Origin of the sequence: Nocardioides ureilyticus, from assembly GCF_051280745.1 — a bacterium.
GTDB lineage: Bacteria > Actinomycetota > Actinomycetes > Propionibacteriales > Nocardioidaceae > Nocardioides.
In genome coordinates, this window is the sequence record NZ_JBNCOG010000014.1 from 56,463 (window position 1) to 71,762 (window position 15,300).

Sequence of the window (15,300 nt, forward strand, 5' to 3'; positions counted from 1 at the left end):
GGGCCTCGCCACCCGGTGAGGCCGGTCACCCGCGGCGGCGTACCCGCACCCGGGCGTGGACCAGCTCGTGGTCGCTCGCACGACGCAGCCGCGGCCCCCGGTCCTCCTGGTAGTGGGAGAAGTCGACCCGTCGCCCACCGAGCACCCAGTCGATCCGCAGCCGGCGCTGCGGGGGCCGGCACCGGTCGGCGGCCGGCTTCCCGCCGTTGGCCGCGCGGAGGTCGGTCGCCCCGACGACCTTGCAGTAGAACTCGCGCTTCTCGTTGGCGTCCGCCGTCACGAACACCGGGTGACCGCGGCGCCGCAGTCGATCGATCAGCCGCAGCTGCTTGCGGGTCGCGGAGTCCCGCTCCCGCTCGAGCCCGCGCGGGGAGTTGTGGATGTCGACCACGTAGATCCGGCGGTCGGTACGGCGCTCGCGGAGCTTCACCCACGGGATCGGCCGGGTCTGGCGGTGGAAGCGGGTCTGCATCGAGCCGTGGCCGACCAGGGCGAACTCCTGGGTCCGGAAGGCGATTTGGAGCCGGACGCCCTGGTTGCCGAGGCGCTTCCCCGGCCAGATGCGGTAGCCGTCGAGCCGCTTGCGGAGCACCCGCAGCTGGTCCCGCTGGACCTCCTGCAGGCCGATGACATCGATCCCTCGCTGGCGGATGGCCGCCGCAGCCAGCCGGGCCCGGTGGGTTCCCGGGCCGTAGCCGCCTCGGCCACGGGTGTGCTGGCTGCCGAGGATGTTGTAGGTCGCGAGCTTGAAGCCGAAGCCGCTTGGCTTGCGGCGCTCGGCGGCGGAGGCCGACTCGCCGAGCGGGCCGGCCGCGGTCCCCGCGACCGACACGACGAGCGCGCCGGTCGTCAGGAGCGCGCCGACGAGGAGGGCGACGAGGCCGGCCCTGCCGATCTGGGCGATGGTTGCGGTGCGTGCGGTCGGTGCCGTCTGTGGTCCGGGCATCGGGGCACCGTAGTCAGCACTGGTCCAGACCACCAATCAGCCGGGCCGGCCCCTCCGGCTTCGTGACTGCGGCGGGCCCAGCGGCGGGCTCAGCGGCGGCTGAGCGGCGGGCTCAGCGGCGGCGCGGCCGCATGGTGACCGTGGCCTTGATGAGGTTGTGGTCGCTCGCGCGCTGGACCAGGGAGTCGGCCAGCGGCTGGTACCGGCTGAAGGTCATCGGTCCGGCACCGAAGATCCAGTCGATGTAGAGGCGGCCCGGCGGCGGGCTGCACTCGCGGGGGGAGGCCGCCTCGCCGCCGTTGGCCGCGACCAGGTCGGTGCGGCCGACGAGCTTGCAGAAGGTCTCGGTGTGCTCGTTCATGTCGCCGACGACGAAGACCGACCGGCGCGTGGCGCGGAGCTCCTCGACCAGGCGGATCACCTTGCGGGTGGCGGAGTCACGCTCGTCCTCGAGCTCACGGGCGGAGTTGTGCACGTCGACGACGTAGAGCTGACGGCCGGTGGCCTTGTGCTCCAGCAGCACCCACGGCACCGGCCGGACCTGCCGGTCGAAGGCGGTCATGACCGAGCCGTGGTCGAGCAGCCGGAAGAGCCACTTCTTCCACGCGATCTGCAGGCGCATGCCCCCGCCGCCGAGCTCGCGGGCCGGCCACATCGCGTAGCCGTCCAGACGGTTCTCCAGCACCCGCAGCTGGTCCTCCTGGACCTCCTGGAAGCCGATCAGGTCGATCCCCTGCTGCTGGACCACCTGGGCGGTGAGCCGGGCACGCATCCGGCCGGGGCCGAAGACGCTCCCGCGCTCGGTGTGCTGGCTGCCCAGCTGGTTGAAGGTGGCGATCTGGAAGCTCGGGTTGGTCGGCACGGCCCGGGCCGCGGCGGCCGGCCCCGGCGTCGCGGCCAGCGAGGTGCCCACGGTGGCGAGCGCGAGCAGGAGGGTCAGGACCAGCGCGGCGGCAGGGCGCGCGGCAGCAGCAGGGCGAACGGAGGGCAGCACCCGATCACGGTACGGGCGCGCGCCGCTCCGCGTGGCGGCTCCGTCCCGGCGCCGACCGTCCGCGCGGAGGGATGGCCCGAGCGGGTCATCGCCCCGTCGGTCGGTCAGTCGGTCGGTCGATCAGTCAGTCGATCAGTCGGCCGGTCGGTCGGTCGGCCGGTCGGTCGGCCGGTCGGTCGTGCCGCGCTGCGGACCCGACGGGTCGTAGCGTCCCTCGTCGGCGGAGCGCTGGGCGCCTCGCAGGCGCTTGGACAGGCTCCACCCGAGCAGGGCGACGGCGACGGCGAGGGCGATGAAGATGGCGAACGCCGCCCACCCGGCCGTGACGTCCTCCGGCTCGGGGGCCTGCTCGGCGGCCCGGACCAGCAGCGGGACGAGGTCGAGGGTCATGCCGCCCATCCTCTCAGGCCGGGTCGTCGATCCCGGCGAAGAGGTCGGCCTCCGGCAGGGTCGACGGGACGTGGCTCACGACGAGCTCGAAGTCCTCGGTCGGCCAGGCCTCCTCCTGCAGCTCGCGCGGGATGGCGAACCACATGCCGTCGGGGTCGATCTGCGTCGCGTGGGCCAGCAGCGCCTGGTCGCGGACACCGAAGAACTCCGAGCAGGGCACCCGCGTGGTGATCCGGGCGTCCCACTCCGGCTCCGGCTTCCACTGCTCCAGCCGTTCGGCGTACGGCGACTCCAGGCCGTGGGCGAGCATCGCGTCGTGGAGGGCCTGGGTCTTCGGCCGGTTGAAGCCGTGGTGGTAGTAGAGCTTCAACGCCTGCCACGGCTCGCCCAGCCCCGGGTAGCGCGCGGGGTCGCCGGCCGCGTGGAAGGCCTCGACCGTGACCTCGTGGCACTTGATGTGGTCGGGGTGCGGGTAGCCGCCGCGCTCGTCGTACGTCGTGACGACGTGCGGCCGCAGCTCCCGGATCAGCCGCACCAGCGGGGCGGCGGCCTCCTCCAGGGGCACGAGCGCGAAGCAGCCCTCCGGCAGCGGCGGCTTCGGGTCGCCCTCGGGCCAGCCGGAGTCCACGAAGCCGAGCCAGTCCTGGGTGACGCCGAGGATGTCGCGGGCGCGCTCCATCTCCTGGCGCCGGATCTCCGTGATGTTCGCGGCGATGTCCGGGCGGTCCATCTTCGGGTTCAGGATCGAGCCGCGCTCGCCGCCGGTGCAGGTCACCACGTGCACGTCGACGCCTTGCGCGACGTACATGGCGGTCGACGCCGCCCCCTTGCTCGACTCGTCGTCGGGGTGGGCGTGGACGTGCATCAGCCGGTATCCCGACCGGGGGCGCTGCGACATGGCCCCGATCCTAGGAGCACCCCCCGACGGTCCCGGATGCCAGCCGGTCACCGCCGCGGTGCGACCATGGAGCGGTGAGCACGGACCCGGCCCAGGACCAGCGGATGGCCGAGCGGTACGGCGCGCCCGCGCCGTGGCGGCGCCGCGCGCTGCTGGTGGCCAGCGTCGTCCTGGCCCTGGTGGCGGCCGCATGGGTGCTCTGGGCCGGCTGGGCGCACACCGCCCCGGCGGTCAGCTCCAACACCGAGAGCTTCGAGATCCAGGGCGAGCACTCGGCCACCGTCACCGCCGTGGTGGACCTCCGCGACCCGGAGGTCGAGGCGACCTGCCTGGTCCGGGCGTTCGCCGAGGACCACACCAACGTCGGCGAGGTCGAGTTCGTGCCGGACCCGCAGGACGGACCGCGGCACACGGTGGAGGTCCGCACCGAGCGCCGGGCCACCGCCGTCGAGGTCGTCGGCTGCCGCACGGCCGAGGACGCCCGCTACCGCTGACCCGGCCGCTCGCCGGTCGCTGACCTGCGTCCGCGCGGGTCGGTTGTTACAGTGGCCGATCTGACCGTCCCACCCGGGCCGTCCAGAGGAGAGGGCCCGCGACGCCGGATCACCGGCGCGGCGTACGGCCACACTCCGAGGCCGGACCGACCGGGGCGGTCCATCCCGACGCACGCACGACGTACGCACGAGCGGGTACCCCCCGCCGTACCCGCACGCACCACAGGAGTTCCCCATGACGCAGTCGACCGAGCAGGGCACCGTCTGGCTGACCCAGGACGCCTACGACAAGCTCCAGCAGGAGCTCGAGAACCTCAAGGGCCCCGTCCGCCAGGAGGTCATCGAGCGGATCGCCGCCGCCCGTGACGAGGGCGACCTGAAGGAGAACGGCGGCTACCACGCCGCCCGCGAGGAGCAGGGCCGGGTCGAGGGACGGATCCGCCAGCTCGAGGAGATGCTCCAGCGCGCCGAGGTCGGCGAGCGGCCGGCCGACGACGGCGTCGTCGAGCCCGGCATGGTGGTGACCTACAAGTTCGTCGGCGACGACGACGACGAGGTCGAGACCTTCCTCCTCGGCGCCCGCGAGATCGAGCCGGAGGGCCTCACGGCCTACTCCCCGCAGTCGCCGCTGGGCTCGGCCATCAACGGCAAGAAGAAGGGCGACACCGTCGCCTACGAGGCCCCGAACGGCAAGACCCTCGAGGTGGTCATCGTCGACGCGGTCCCCTACACCGGCTGAGCCCCGGCTGGGCCCCGCTGGGCCCCGGCCGGTCCTCCCCTCACTCGCCGGCGCGACCCGCGGCGGGGTGACCGGCGATCCGGTGGCCCCGCTCGCGCAGCCGGGCGAGCAGCTGCTCGGCGTGCGGAGCGCCCCGGGTCTCCAGCTGGAGGTGCACCTCCACCTCGTCGAGGTGGAGCGACGGCGAGATCCGCTCGTGCACGACCTCGAGGACGTTCGCGCCCGCGGCGCTGACCTCGCCGAGCAGCTCGGCGAGGCCGCCGGGGACGTCGCGGATGGTCACCGTCAGGTTCAGGTAGCGGCCCGCCGCGGCCATGCCGTGACGGATGACCTTGCCGAGCAGCAGCGGGTCGATGTTGCCGCCGGAGAGGACCGCCACCGCGGGCGTGCCGAAGCCGGTCGGGTCGTCGAGGAGGGCGGCCACGGCCGCGGCACCGGCCGGCTCGACCACCATCTTCGCCCGCTCCAGCAGGGCGAGGAGCGCGCGGGCGAGGGAGTCCTCGGAGACGGTGCGCACCTCGTCGACGTGGTCCCGGACCGCCGCGAAGGTCAGCTCGCCCGGCATCCCCACGGCGATGCCGTCGGCCATCGTCTTCATCGACTCCAGGCCGACCGGCCGGCCCTTTGCCAACGACGACGGGTACGCCGCCGCCCCGGCGGCCTGGACGCCGACCACCCGGACGTCGGGGCGCACGGCCTTGACCGCGAGCGCGATGCCCGCGAGCAGCCCCCCGCCGCCGGTCGGCACGAGCACGGTCCGCACCTCGGGCGCCTGGTCGAGGATCTCCAGGCCGGCCGTGGCCTGCCCCACCACGATGTCGGCGTGGTCGAACGGGTGGATGAGGACCGCGCTGGTCTCCTCCTCGAACCGCCGGGCCGCCGCGAGCGACTCACCCAGGTGCCGGCCCTCGAAGACGACGTCCGCGCCGTACCCCCGCGTCGCGCGCTCCTTGGGGATGGGAGCGCCCTCGGGCATGAAGACGGTGGCCCGGGTGCCGAGCATCCGCGCGGCGAGCGCGACGCCCTGGGCGTGGTTGCCGGCGGAGGCGGCGACGACGCCCCGGGCCCGCTCCTCGTCGCTGAGCCGGGCGATCCGGACGTAGGCCCCGCGGGTCTTGAAGGACCCCGTGCGCTGGAGGTTCTCGCACTTCAACGACACCGGTCCGCCGGCGAGCTCGGAGAGCCAGCGCGACTCCTCCATCGGGGTGCGCACGGCGACCCCCTCGAGCAGGTCGCGGGCGGCCTCGATGTCGGCCAGCGTGATCGTCACCGGCCCTCCTCTCCCGGGCCCGGTGCGTCGCGCTGCTCCGGGACGTCGACCTCCGCCCGTTTCTCCTCGTAGTCCTCGGTGAGCTCCTCCACCGGGTCCTTGCCGACCGCGGTGTTGCTGGCGAGGTGCTGGACGACGGCGTTCCCCGCGGCGGCCAACGGCACGGCGACCAGCGCCCCGGCGACGCCCGCGAGGATCACGCCGCCGGCGATGGCGACGATCACGGCCAGCGGGTGCACCGAGACCCACCGGCCCATGAGGAACGGCTGCAGCACGTGACCCTCGATCTGCTGGACCACGACGACCCCGGCCAGCATCAGCAGCGCGGTGATCGGGCCCTGGTCGACCAGGGCGACGAGCACCGCCACCGAGCCGGCGATGGTGGCGCCGATCATCGGCACGAAGGCGCCGAGGAAGACCAGGACGCCGAGGGCCAGGACGAACGGCACGTCGAGGACCGCCGCGACGACGGCGATGCCGATCGCGTCGACCAGCGCGACCAGCACCGTGGCCCGCACGAACTGGGTGAGGGAGATCCACGCGACCCGGCCGGAGCTGTCGACGTGCTCGCGGGCCGCCCGCGGCGCGAGCCGGACCAGGAAGGCCCAGATCCGGTCGCCGTCGGCCAGGAAGAAGTAGGTCGCGAAGAGGACGATGAAGAGGCCGGCGACGACGTGGGTCACCGCCGTGCCGACCTCGGTCACCTGGGAGACGACGCCGCCGCTCTGCGAGCCCTCGGTGATCGCCTGCTGCGCGGCGTCGATGTAGCGGTTGATCTGGCTGTCGCTGGCGTTGAGCGGCCCGTCCTTGAGCCAGGTCTTGATCTCGCCCAGGCCGGCGACGGTCTGGTCCGCGAGGTCGGTGACGCCGGTGGCCACCTGCTGGCCGACGAAGGTGAGCAGCAGCGCGACGGTCGTGATCCCGGTGACCACGACCGCCACCGACGCCAGGCCCCGCGGCAGGCCGATGCGCTGGAGCGCCGCCACGAGCGGCGAGGCCAGGGCCGCCACGAGGATCGCCACCGCGAGCGGGATCGTCACGACGGAGAAGAAGCCGACCAGGCGCAGCAGCAGGTAGCCGGCCGCGCTGATGACCAGCAGCCGCCACGACCAGGCCGCCGCCAGGTCCAGCCCCCACGGCACCTGGGCGCGGGAGAAGTTGGAGGGTCCGGCGACGATCGGCGCCGGCGCCGTCGGACGGCGCTCCTCGCGCATCTGGGACCACTGCTGGGCCAGTCGCTGGGCCAGGCCGTCGTCGTCGGTCGCGATCCGCGGCAGGCGCAGCGGCAGTCGGCGCCGCTGGGGGTCGGCCTGGAGGTCGGCCTGGAGGTCGGCCCGGGGATCGGCGTGGGCGTCGGGCTCGGTGGCCGGGCCCTCGGTCACGGTCTCGTCTCCGCCGGTGCTCAGCGGCCGGCGCCGAGCGCGCGGTCGAGGTCGGCCAGCAGGTCCTCGACGGTCTCGATGCCGACGCTGAGCCGCACCAGGTCCGCCGGGACCTCGAGGTCGGTGCCGGCGACGCTGGCGTGGGTCATCCGGCCCGGGTGCTCGATGAGCGACTCGACGCCGCCCAGCGACTCGCCGAGGGTGAAGACCTCGGCCCGCTCGCAGACGCCGAGCGCCTGCGGCTCACCGCCGGCGACGCGGAAGGAGACCATGCCGCCGTACCGCTTCATCTGCCGGCTGGCCACCGCGTGGCCCGGGTGGTCCTCGAGGCCGGGGTAGATGACCTGGGTGACGTCGGGGTGCCCGGCAAGGAACTCCACGACCCGCTCGGCGTTGTCGCAGTGGCGGTCCATGCGGACGCCGAGGGTCTTCAGGCCCCGCAGCACCAGCCAGGAGTCGAACGGGCCGGCGACGGCGCCCATGGCGTTCTGGTGGTAGCCGACCCGCTCGGCCAGCTCGAGGTCGCGCACGACCAGCGCGCCGCCGACCACGTCGGAGTGGCCGCCGCAGTACTTCGTGGTCGAGTGGACCACGACGTCGGCGCCGAGGGTCAGCGGCTGCTGGAGGTACGGCGAGGCGAAGGTGTTGTCGACCACGAGCAGCGCGCCTGCGTCGTGGGCCACGGCCGCCAGCGCCTCGATGTCGCCGATGTTGAGCAGCGGGTTGGTGGGCGTCTCGACCCAGACCAGCTTCGTGGTGCCGGGCTGCACCGCCGCGCGGACCGCGTCGACGTCCGAGACGGGTGCGGTGGTGTGCTCCACGCCCCAGGCCCGCTCGACCTTGTCGAAGAGCCGGTGCGTGCCGCCGTACGCGTCGTCGGGGAAGACCACGTGGTCGCCGGGGCGCAGCAGGGCCCGGACCAGGGTGTCCTCGGCGGCGAGGCCGGAGGCGAACGCGAACCCGCGCTCGCCCTCCTCGAGCGCCGCGATGTTGCCCTCGAGCGCCGTGCGGGTGGGGTTGCCGGAGCGGCTGTACTCATAGCCTCCCCGCAGGCCGCCCACGCCGTCCTGCTTGTAGGTCGAGGTCGCGTAGATCGGTGGGATGACCGCGCCGGTGGCGGCGTCGGGCTCGTAGCCGGCGTGGATCGCACGCGTCTGGAAGCCCGCCTTGTTGCTGTGCTGTTGTCCACTCACCGGCCCACGGTACCCATCCCGGCCGCGGGGAAGGCTGGGGCGCCGCCCGTTGTTGGAGCAGGTGCCACGATGGCGAGCGACCCCTCAGGAGGCCCGACGTGTTCTTCGCCCGCAAGCAGACCGAGCTGATCGACCCCGAGCAGACGCTCCCCGGCCGCACCGAGCGGTGGTTCAACCTCACCGACAAGCACGTCGTCCTCGGCACGCCCGTCGTCACCGACCAGGCGCCGGCCGGCCACGAGGTCGCCGTCTTCGGCCTCGGCTGCTTCTGGGGCGCCGAGGAGATCTACTGGCAGCAGCCGGGGGTGTGGTCGACGTCGGTCGGGTACGCCGGCGGCACGACGCCACACCCGTCGTACGAGGAGGTCTGCTCGGGTGCCACGAACCACACCGAGGCCGTCCGCGTGGTCTTCGACCCCTCGGTCGTCTCCTACGCCGACCTGGTGAAGATCTTCTTCGAGGTCCACGACCCGACGCAGGGCATGCGGCAGGGCAACGACGTGGGCACGCAGTACCGCTCCGCGATCTACTGGACGACGCCGGAGCAGGAGCGCGTCGCCCGGGAGCTCACCGACGTCTACGGCGCCGAGCTGCGCCGACGCGGACTGGGCGAGATCACCACCGAGATCCGCGAGGTCCCGACGTACTACTACGCCGAGGACGCCCACCAGCAGTACCTCGCCAAGAACCCGTTCGGCTACCGCTGCCACGCCAACACCGGCGTGAAGTTCCCCGCGACGGCCTAGACGGCGAACGAGGGCCGGGAGCGACGCACCGCGGCGGTCAGCTCGCGTCCGGGTCGCCGACGGTCCCGATCTCGGCCCACGTCACCTTCCCCGCCCCGGGGATCGGCTCGATGCCCCATGCGGTCGACAGGGCGGAGACCAGCAGCATCCCGCGTCCGCTCTCCCTCGTCTCGCTGAACGGCTGGGGCTCGGGCGTCCGGGGGCTCTCGTCCCGGACCTCGACGCGTAGCTGGGCCCCGCCGCTGCGAAGCCGGACCTCGAAGGGCGAAGCCGCGTGGGTGACGGCATTGGCAGCCAGCTCGGTGACGATGAGAGCGACGTCGTGCTCGTGCCGACCGAGGTCCCAGCGCGCGATGTGCTCCAGTGCGAAGGTCCGGGCGGCGGGCACGCTCTCGAGCACGTCGGGGAACGACGCGGCCGCGTAGGCGGCGCCGTCCTCGCCAGGTCCTCCCGGCGGCGGACCCTGGTCGGCCGCGTCCTGGAGGACCCGCACGAGGTAGTCCGGCTCGGCCCCCTTGAGCACGTACCCCGCGGTGTGCTCGGCCCAGAAGCCGTTGTCGTCGGGCTCGGTACCGGTGAACACGACGATGCGTGCCCTCGGCGCGGCGTCCCTGACGCGCGCGAACAGCTCGCGGCCGGCCAGGTCAGGCAGGCCCAGGTCCAGCAGCACGACGTCCGGCTGGTTCTCTGCAGCCAGCCGCAGTGCCTGCGCGGCGGTGGAGGCCTCCCCGACGACCTCGAGGCCGGCCTGGCGACGCACCAGGACGCGCAGCAGGCGTCGCACCTCGTCGACGTCCTCGACGAGCAGGACGCGAGCCGTCATGGGGGCCCACTCGCGGGAAGGCGCACGACGAAGGCGGTCCGGACCGGGTCGTACCAAGCATCGCCGCCCTGCGCCCGGGAGAGCTCCCGCACGATGTGGAGCCCGAGCCCCGTGCCGCCCGCGCCGCGGCTGGTGAAGCGCTCGAAGAGCCGCGGCAGCAGCTCGACGGGGACCCCCTCGCCGGCGTCGCGGACCTCGATCTCGACACTGTGCTCGACGGCCAGCGCCCGGATGGTGATGGGCGGGGCGCCGTGCTTGACCGCGTTGGCCACCAGGTTCTCGATGACCTGCGCCAACCGTCCCGGGTCCGCGCGCACCCGGGTGCCGGCCTCGACCTCGAGCCGCAGCTCCGCCCCCACGTGCACCCGCCGCAGCTCGTCGACGGTCGGGGCGAGCGCCGCGGCCAGCTCGACGTCCTCGAGCCGCAGGTCGAGCGTGCTGGCCTGGATGCGCGAGGTCGTCAGCAGGTCCCCCAGCAGTCGCTGCAACCTCGCCGAGCTGGTCTCCATCCCCTCGAGGATCTCGTCACGCTCCGACTCGTCGAGCTCACGCCAGTGCTCGCCCAGGGTGCGCCCCGACATGCTGAGCACGCTCACCGGGGTGCGCAGCTCGTGGGCCGTGACGGCCAGGAACTGGGCCTGGTCCTCCGCTGCCGCCGCCAGCTGGTGGTTGGCGCGTTCGAGCCGCTCGTTGGCCTCCGCCAACGCGCGGGCGTAGCGCTCCTGCTCCTCCAGCAGCCGGTGGCGCTCGGAGTTGTCGCGGGTCACCTTGGCGAAACCGATGTGGTGGCCCTCCTCGTCGTGGACGGCCGTGATGGTCACGTGCGCCCAGAACCGGGAGCCGTCCCGGCGGACGCGCCAACCCTCTTCGTGGTAGCTGCCGTCACGCAGCGCAAGCATCAGCTCGTGCTCGGGGTGGCCCGAGCGGGCGACCTCAACGGGGTAGAAGACGCGGAAGTGCTGTCCGACGATCTCCTCGGCGGTCCACCCCTTGCTGCGCTGGGCGCCGGAGTTCCAGCTCGCGATGTGCCCGGTCGGGTCGAGCATGAAGATCGCGTAGTCCTCGACGGCCTCGACCAGCAGGCGGAACCGTCGCTCCGCCTGCCGCAGCTGGTCCTCGGCCTGACGCTGACGCGTGACGTCCTGGCACTGGGCGAAGACGTACAGGGGCCGACCGCGCTGGTCACGCACGGGGCTGAAGGTCGTCCGCAGGTGCGAGCCGCGGTAGCGGTGCTCCACCTCCACCACGTCGTCGTCGCCCCTCGTGGCTCGCTCGAGCGCCGCGGTCAGGCGGCCATCAGCGTCCCCACCGGACCGCACGACCTCCGGGTAGTGGTTTCCGACCACGTCGGCGCTCTCCCGGCCCAAGACGCGTGCCAGTGCGCTGTTCGCCCGCACGAGCCGGCCCTGGAGGGTCAGGGTCGCCATACCGATGGCCGCGTCGTCGAAGACACCGGCGAACCGCTCCACGTGCTGCTCGAGCTCGCGCGCCGCGGCGCGTGGGTCGTGGTCCTCGGCGCCGGGGACGGCATCCGGCGCAGCCGCCGGCTGCTCGCCGGGGAGCAGCCGGCGCACTTCTCCGACGAGTGCGTCGAGGTCGGTGGACTTCTGGACGAACGAGACCGCGCCCCGGCGGACGGCCTCCTCGGCCAGGGCGGGGTCCGTGAAACCGCTGTACATGACGACCCGCGTGCGTGGCGACGCCTCGAGGACCTGGGGCAGTGCCCCCAGGCCGTCGAGATCCGGCATGGAGACGTCCAGCAGCATCACGTCGGGCGACCACTGTGCCGCCAGGACGACGGCGTCCCGCCCGTCAGCGCCCTCTCCGACCACCTCGCCGAGACCGGCCAGACGCAGCTGCAGCCGGACGAGCGACCGCACCTCGGCGGCATCGTCCACCAGCACGATGGTCGGCAGCGACGGCACGTCCCGAGACTCTAGACCTCTTCGCCAGGGATCGTGAGGCCGCACCGCGACGGCCATCTCGACGGGCACCGCCGCTTCGCAGGACCTCCGCGGCGCCGGCCGGTGCCGGGTCGGTACCGTTCCGACGTGATCGCGACGGATCCTGCGCGGGTGCTGGTCGTCGCGGCGACCCCCGAGGAGGCGGCCCACCTGCCCGACGAGGTGCCGCTCGTCATCACCGGTATCGGCAAGACCCTGGCGGCGGCAGCCACCGCTCGCGCGGTGCTCCAGCGGCACGGCCAGGTCGACCTCGTGGTCAACCTCGGCACCGCGGGCGCGTTGCGCCCCGGCCTCACGGGGCTGCACCGGCCCGGCACCGTGCTCAACCACGACCTGGCCGCCGCCGCGATCCGCGCGCTGGGCCACGACCCGCACGACGAGCTCCGCCTCGAGCACGGAGACGCCACGGTCCTGGCCACCGGCGACGTGTTCGTCAGCGACCCCGTCGAGCGGGACCGGCTCGCCGCGCGGGCGCACCTGGTCGACATGGAGGGGTACGCCGTCGCGTGGGCGTGCCGCCAGGCCGGCGTGCCGGTGCTGCTGCTCAAGCACGTCTCCGACACCGCGGACGAGTCCGCCCTGGACTGGCCGCAGGTCGTCGACGTCAGCGCCCGGGCGCTCGCCCGCGAGCTGGTCGCCCTCCTGGACGGCACCGCCGCCGCCCACTGAGGAACGGCGCGCCCGCGCCCACCGGCGCGCCATGATGGAGCCATGCCGGATCTCCCCCGCAAGGCGGTTGCCCGTACCGCGCGGCTGGCGGCCCTGCCACTCGGCTTCGCCGGTCGCAACGCGGTCGGCCTCGGCAAGCGGCTCGGGGGCCAGCCCGCCGAGGCGGTGATGAGCGAGATCCAGCAGCGCACCGCCGAGCAGCTCTTCCGCACGCTCGGGGAGCTCAAGGGCGGGGCGATGAAGTTCGGCCAGGCGCTCTCCGTGCTGGAGTCCGCCCTCCCCGACGAGCTGGCGGCGCCGTACCGGGAGCAGCTGACCCTGCTGCAGGACTCCGCTCCCCCGATGCCCACCTCGACGGTCCGCGAGGCGCTCGCCCGCGACCTCGGGGCGGACTGGCGCGAGCAGCTGGTCTGGCTCGACGGCGGCCCCACCGCGGCCGCCTCCATCGGCCAGGTGCACCGCGGCCGGTGGCACGACGGCCGCGAGGTCGCCGTGAAGGTGCAGTACCCGGGCGCCGGCGAGGCGCTCCGCTCCGACCTGCGCCAGCTCTCCCGGGTCGCGCGCACCGCCGGCTCGCTCGTGCCCGGCCTGGACGTCAAGCCGCTCATCGCCGAGCTGCAGGCCAGGGCGGTCGACGAGCTGGACTACCGGCTCGAGGCGGACGCGCAGCAGGTCTACGCCGAGGCGTTCGCCGACGACCCCGAGATCGCCGTCCCCGGCGTCGTCGCCGTCGGCGAGACCGTCCTCGTCACCGAGTGGCTCGAGAGCGAGTCGTCCCTCGCCGCCGTCATCGCCGAGGGCAGCCGGGCCGACCGCGACCACTTCGGCGAGCTCTTCACCCGGTTCCTCTTCGCAGGGCCCGAGCGCACCGGGATGCTCCACGCCGACCCCCACCCCGGGAACTTCCGGGTCGTCCGGGACCCCGACGGCGGTCCGGCGCGGATGGGCGTCCTGGACTACGGCGCGGTCGCCCGGCTCGAGGCCGGCGGGCTGCCCGAGGCGATGGGCCGGCTGATCCGGGTGGCCTGCGAGCGCGACGGCCAGACGCTGGTGGCCGGGCTCCGCGAGGAGGGGTTCCTCCGGCCGGGCATCACGGTCGACCCCGACCTGGTCCTGGAGTACCTCGCCCCGTTCGTCGAGCCCGCCCAGGTCGACTCCTTCCGCTTCTCCCGCGAGTGGATGCGCACCCAGTTCCAGCGGATCAACGACCCGCGCTCGCCCACCTACACGGTCGCGCTGCGGCTCAACCTGCCCCCGTCGTACCTGCTCATCCACCGGACCTGGCTCGGCGGCATCGGCGTGCTGAGCCAGCTGGAGGCCTCCGCGCCGTTCCGTGCGGTCCTCGAGGAGCACCTGCCCGGCTTCGCGGACTGACACCGCCCTGCACCGCCGGGCACCGGCGTCAGCCGCCGGGCCCCGGGGACCGGTCGGTGAGGCAGTACGCCGCCCCCGTCGGCGACCGCAGCACGGTCCACTCGTCGCGGACGTCCACGACGCGGGCCCCGAGCGCTTCGTGCCGGGCGGTCTCCGCCGCCCGGTCGGTCGTGGCCAGGTCGAGGTGGGCGGTCACCTGCTCCTGCTCGTCATCGAGCCGCTGCAGCAGGAGCCGGAGCGGCACGTGGTCGGGCCGCACGAGGGAGGTGTACTCGCCCTCCGACCGGTCGACGCGCCACCCGGTCACCGCCGGCCAGAAGTCGACCTCGCGCTCCCAGGCGTGCGGCGGCACGTCGAGGCAGACCTGGTCGACCGCGGACGCGTGGCCGCCCCAGTCCGCGGGCGGCGGTCGCAACCCCGTGGGGTGGCCGACGAGGCAGAAGACGAACCCGCCGGGCGAGCGCAGGACGACGTAGCCGCTGCGCGAGACGACGCTCGCGCCGAGCTCCACCGCGCGCGCCGCCCCCGCCTCCACGTCGCTGACGTGGAGGTCGAGGTGGAGCCGCGACGGTCCCTCGGCGAGCCGCTGGACCTTCAGGTAGCTCTCCCCCCGCGCGGGCACGAGCGTGGCGAACTCCCCGTCGCCGCCGCGCGTCGGCGACACGTCGTAGCCGGTGACGGCGCGCCAGTGCGCGACGGCCGGCTCCAGGTCGTCGGGCGCCAGGTCGAGGAAGGCAGTGACCCAGAACGGCTCCATGGCGGCCAGCCTACGGAAGGTCGACCCAGCGCTCTCCGGACGCCACCGCGGTCGCGGCGCCGTGGGTCAGCTCGGCGAGCAGCGCGTGCAGCCGTGGCTCCTCGTCGGGCGGGACGCCGACGGTCAGCTCGACGCCCATGCCGTACGTCGACCCCAGCACCGCCACGCCCCGCGCGCGGAGCTCGGTCTCGACCCGGCCCGCGTCGGCGTGCCCGACGGCGACGACGAGCTCGCGGCGCAGCTCCCGCACTCGCGTGCCGGCCACCTCGAGCCCGGCCCGCACCGCGTCGCCGTACGCACGGACCAGGCCGCCGGCGCCGAGCAGCGTGCCGCCGAACCAGCGGGTGACCACGGCGACGACGTCGGAGACGCCGCGTCCCTCCGGCCCGGCGTCCCAGCCGCGCAGCACCTCGAGCATCGGCGCGCCCGCCGTGCCGGCGGGCTCGCCGTCGTCGCTGGAGCGCTCGACGGGCACCGGCGGTGGCCCGAGCACGAAGGCCGAGCAGTGGTGGCGGGCGTCCCAGTGCTCCCGGCGCAGCCGGTCGACGACGGCCCGGGCGCCGGCCTCGTCGCCGACCCGGACGACGGTGGCGAGGAAGCGGGACCGCTTCACCTCGATCTCAGCCTCCGCGTCGCGGGCGAGCGTCAGGTAGCGCGGCAC

The 15,300-nt window shown here is 74.0% G+C and carries 16 protein-coding genes; 5 read left to right on the forward strand and 11 right to left on the reverse strand.

Annotated elements, in window-relative coordinates:
* Window positions 1–25 precede the first annotated feature (25 nt).
* From ACSMHG_RS09855 to mca, 4 genes are all read right to left on the reverse strand, one after another.
* Window positions 26–946 carry an endonuclease/exonuclease/phosphatase family protein gene (locus ACSMHG_RS09855; protein WP_435744273.1) on the reverse strand — a complete coding sequence of 307 codons (921 nt, stop codon included), beginning with the start codon at window positions 944–946 and terminating at the stop codon, window positions 26–28.
* A 112-nt stretch (window positions 947–1,058) separates the two neighbouring features.
* On the reverse strand, window positions 1,059–1,940 hold the full coding sequence (locus ACSMHG_RS09860; protein WP_435744276.1) for an endonuclease/exonuclease/phosphatase family protein: 882 nt from the start codon (window positions 1,938–1,940) through the stop codon (window positions 1,059–1,061).
* Window positions 1,941–2,072: 132 nt separating this feature from the next.
* A complete protein-coding gene (locus tag ACSMHG_RS09865) occupies window positions 2,073–2,330 on the reverse strand; it encodes a hypothetical protein (protein ID WP_435744278.1) in 258 nt (85 codons plus the stop codon).
* 13 nt (window positions 2,331–2,343) lie between these two features.
* Window positions 2,344–3,228 (reverse strand): mycothiol conjugate amidase Mca, encoded by an 885-nt coding sequence (gene mca / locus ACSMHG_RS09870; RefSeq protein ID WP_435744280.1) that lies wholly within the window; start codon window positions 3,226–3,228, stop codon window positions 2,344–2,346.
* A 74-nt stretch (window positions 3,229–3,302) separates the two neighbouring features.
* Here mca and ACSMHG_RS09875 point away from each other — a divergent pair, with 74 nt between their 5' ends.
* The gene (locus tag ACSMHG_RS09875; RefSeq protein ID WP_435744282.1) at window positions 3,303–3,722 is read left to right on the forward strand and encodes a DUF4307 domain-containing protein; all 420 of its coding nucleotides are present in this window, start codon (window positions 3,303–3,305) and stop codon (window positions 3,720–3,722) included.
* A 235-nt stretch (window positions 3,723–3,957) separates the two neighbouring features.
* Entirely contained in the window at window positions 3,958–4,461 is a 504-nt protein-coding gene (gene greA, locus ACSMHG_RS09880; RefSeq protein ID WP_435744284.1) for a transcription elongation factor GreA, read from the forward strand.
* 40 nt (window positions 4,462–4,501) lie between these two features.
* Here the strand turns inward: greA and ilvA are convergent, their stop codons facing one another.
* The 3 genes from ilvA to ACSMHG_RS09895 are packed head-to-tail and all read right to left on the reverse strand — an operon-like array spanning window position 4,502 to window position 8,306.
* Complete coding sequence (gene ilvA, locus ACSMHG_RS09885; protein ID WP_435744287.1) at window positions 4,502–5,731, reverse strand: threonine ammonia-lyase; 1,230 nt, start codon at window positions 5,729–5,731, stop codon at window positions 4,502–4,504.
* Window positions 5,728–7,113 carry an AI-2E family transporter gene (locus ACSMHG_RS09890; protein WP_435744290.1) on the reverse strand — a complete coding sequence of 462 codons (1,386 nt, stop codon included), beginning with the start codon at window positions 7,111–7,113 and terminating at the stop codon, window positions 5,728–5,730. The genes ilvA and ACSMHG_RS09890 overlap by 4 nt, the downstream gene beginning before the upstream one ends.
* Before the next feature lie 20 nt (window positions 7,114–7,133).
* Complete coding sequence (locus tag ACSMHG_RS09895) at window positions 7,134–8,306, reverse strand: cystathionine gamma-synthase (protein WP_435744293.1); 1,173 nt, start codon at window positions 8,304–8,306, stop codon at window positions 7,134–7,136.
* A 98-nt stretch (window positions 8,307–8,404) separates the two neighbouring features.
* Between ACSMHG_RS09895 and msrA the strand changes: the two genes are divergently transcribed.
* Window positions 8,405–9,052 (forward strand): peptide-methionine (S)-S-oxide reductase MsrA, encoded by a 648-nt coding sequence (gene msrA, locus ACSMHG_RS09900; protein ID WP_435744295.1) that lies wholly within the window; start codon window positions 8,405–8,407, stop codon window positions 9,050–9,052.
* A 37-nt stretch (window positions 9,053–9,089) separates the two neighbouring features.
* Here msrA and ACSMHG_RS09905 read toward each other — a convergent pair whose 3' ends face one another.
* Both ACSMHG_RS09905 and ACSMHG_RS09910 read right to left on the reverse strand, forming a co-directional pair.
* A complete protein-coding gene (locus ACSMHG_RS09905) occupies window positions 9,090–9,875 on the reverse strand; it encodes a response regulator (protein WP_435744297.1) in 786 nt (261 codons plus the stop codon).
* Complete coding sequence (locus ACSMHG_RS09910; protein WP_435744299.1) at window positions 9,872–11,800, reverse strand: PAS domain S-box protein; 1,929 nt, start codon at window positions 11,798–11,800, stop codon at window positions 9,872–9,874. The genes ACSMHG_RS09905 and ACSMHG_RS09910 overlap by 4 nt, the downstream gene beginning before the upstream one ends.
* A gap of 126 nt (window positions 11,801–11,926) precedes the next feature.
* Here ACSMHG_RS09910 and ACSMHG_RS09915 point away from each other — a divergent pair, with 126 nt between their 5' ends.
* Both ACSMHG_RS09915 and ACSMHG_RS09920 read left to right on the forward strand, forming a co-directional pair.
* On the forward strand, window positions 11,927–12,508 hold the full coding sequence (locus ACSMHG_RS09915) for a nucleosidase (protein WP_435744301.1): 582 nt from the start codon (window positions 11,927–11,929) through the stop codon (window positions 12,506–12,508).
* A 42-nt stretch (window positions 12,509–12,550) separates the two neighbouring features.
* On the forward strand, window positions 12,551–13,882 hold the full coding sequence (locus ACSMHG_RS09920) for an ABC1 kinase family protein (RefSeq protein ID WP_435744303.1): 1,332 nt from the start codon (window positions 12,551–12,553) through the stop codon (window positions 13,880–13,882).
* A gap of 28 nt (window positions 13,883–13,910) precedes the next feature.
* Here ACSMHG_RS09920 and ACSMHG_RS09925 read toward each other — a convergent pair whose 3' ends face one another.
* Both ACSMHG_RS09925 and ACSMHG_RS09930 read right to left on the reverse strand, forming a co-directional pair.
* A complete protein-coding gene (locus tag ACSMHG_RS09925) occupies window positions 13,911–14,639 on the reverse strand; it encodes a VOC family protein (protein WP_435744306.1) in 729 nt (242 codons plus the stop codon).
* A 10-nt stretch (window positions 14,640–14,649) separates the two neighbouring features.
* Window positions 14,650–15,300 carry an IMPACT family protein gene (locus ACSMHG_RS09930; RefSeq protein ID WP_435744309.1) on the reverse strand — a complete coding sequence of 217 codons (651 nt, stop codon included), beginning with the start codon at window positions 15,298–15,300 and terminating at the stop codon, window positions 14,650–14,652.

Excerpts from the sequence above, each read along its gene's own strand:
- mca (WP_435744280.1), bottom strand. The coding sequence starts at position 3,228 with ATGTCGCAGCGCCCCCGGTCGGGATACCGGCTGATGCACGTCCACGCC.
- ACSMHG_RS09905 (WP_435744297.1), bottom strand. The coding sequence starts at position 9,875 with ATGACGGCTCGCGTCCTGCTCGTCGAGGACGTCGACGAGGTGCGACGC.
- ACSMHG_RS09920 (WP_435744303.1), top strand. The coding sequence starts at position 12,551 with ATGCCGGATCTCCCCCGCAAGGCGGTTGCCCGTACCGCGCGGCTGGCG.
- ACSMHG_RS09865 (WP_435744278.1), bottom strand. The coding sequence starts at position 2,330 with ATGACCCTCGACCTCGTCCCGCTGCTGGTCCGGGCCGCCGAGCAGGCC.
- greA (WP_435744284.1), top strand. The coding sequence starts at position 3,958 with ATGACGCAGTCGACCGAGCAGGGCACCGTCTGGCTGACCCAGGACGCC.
- ACSMHG_RS09925 (WP_435744306.1), bottom strand. The coding sequence starts at position 14,639 with ATGGAGCCGTTCTGGGTCACTGCCTTCCTCGACCTGGCGCCCGACGAC.
- ACSMHG_RS09855 (WP_435744273.1), bottom strand. The coding sequence starts at position 946 with ATGCCCGGACCACAGACGGCACCGACCGCACGCACCGCAACCATCGCC.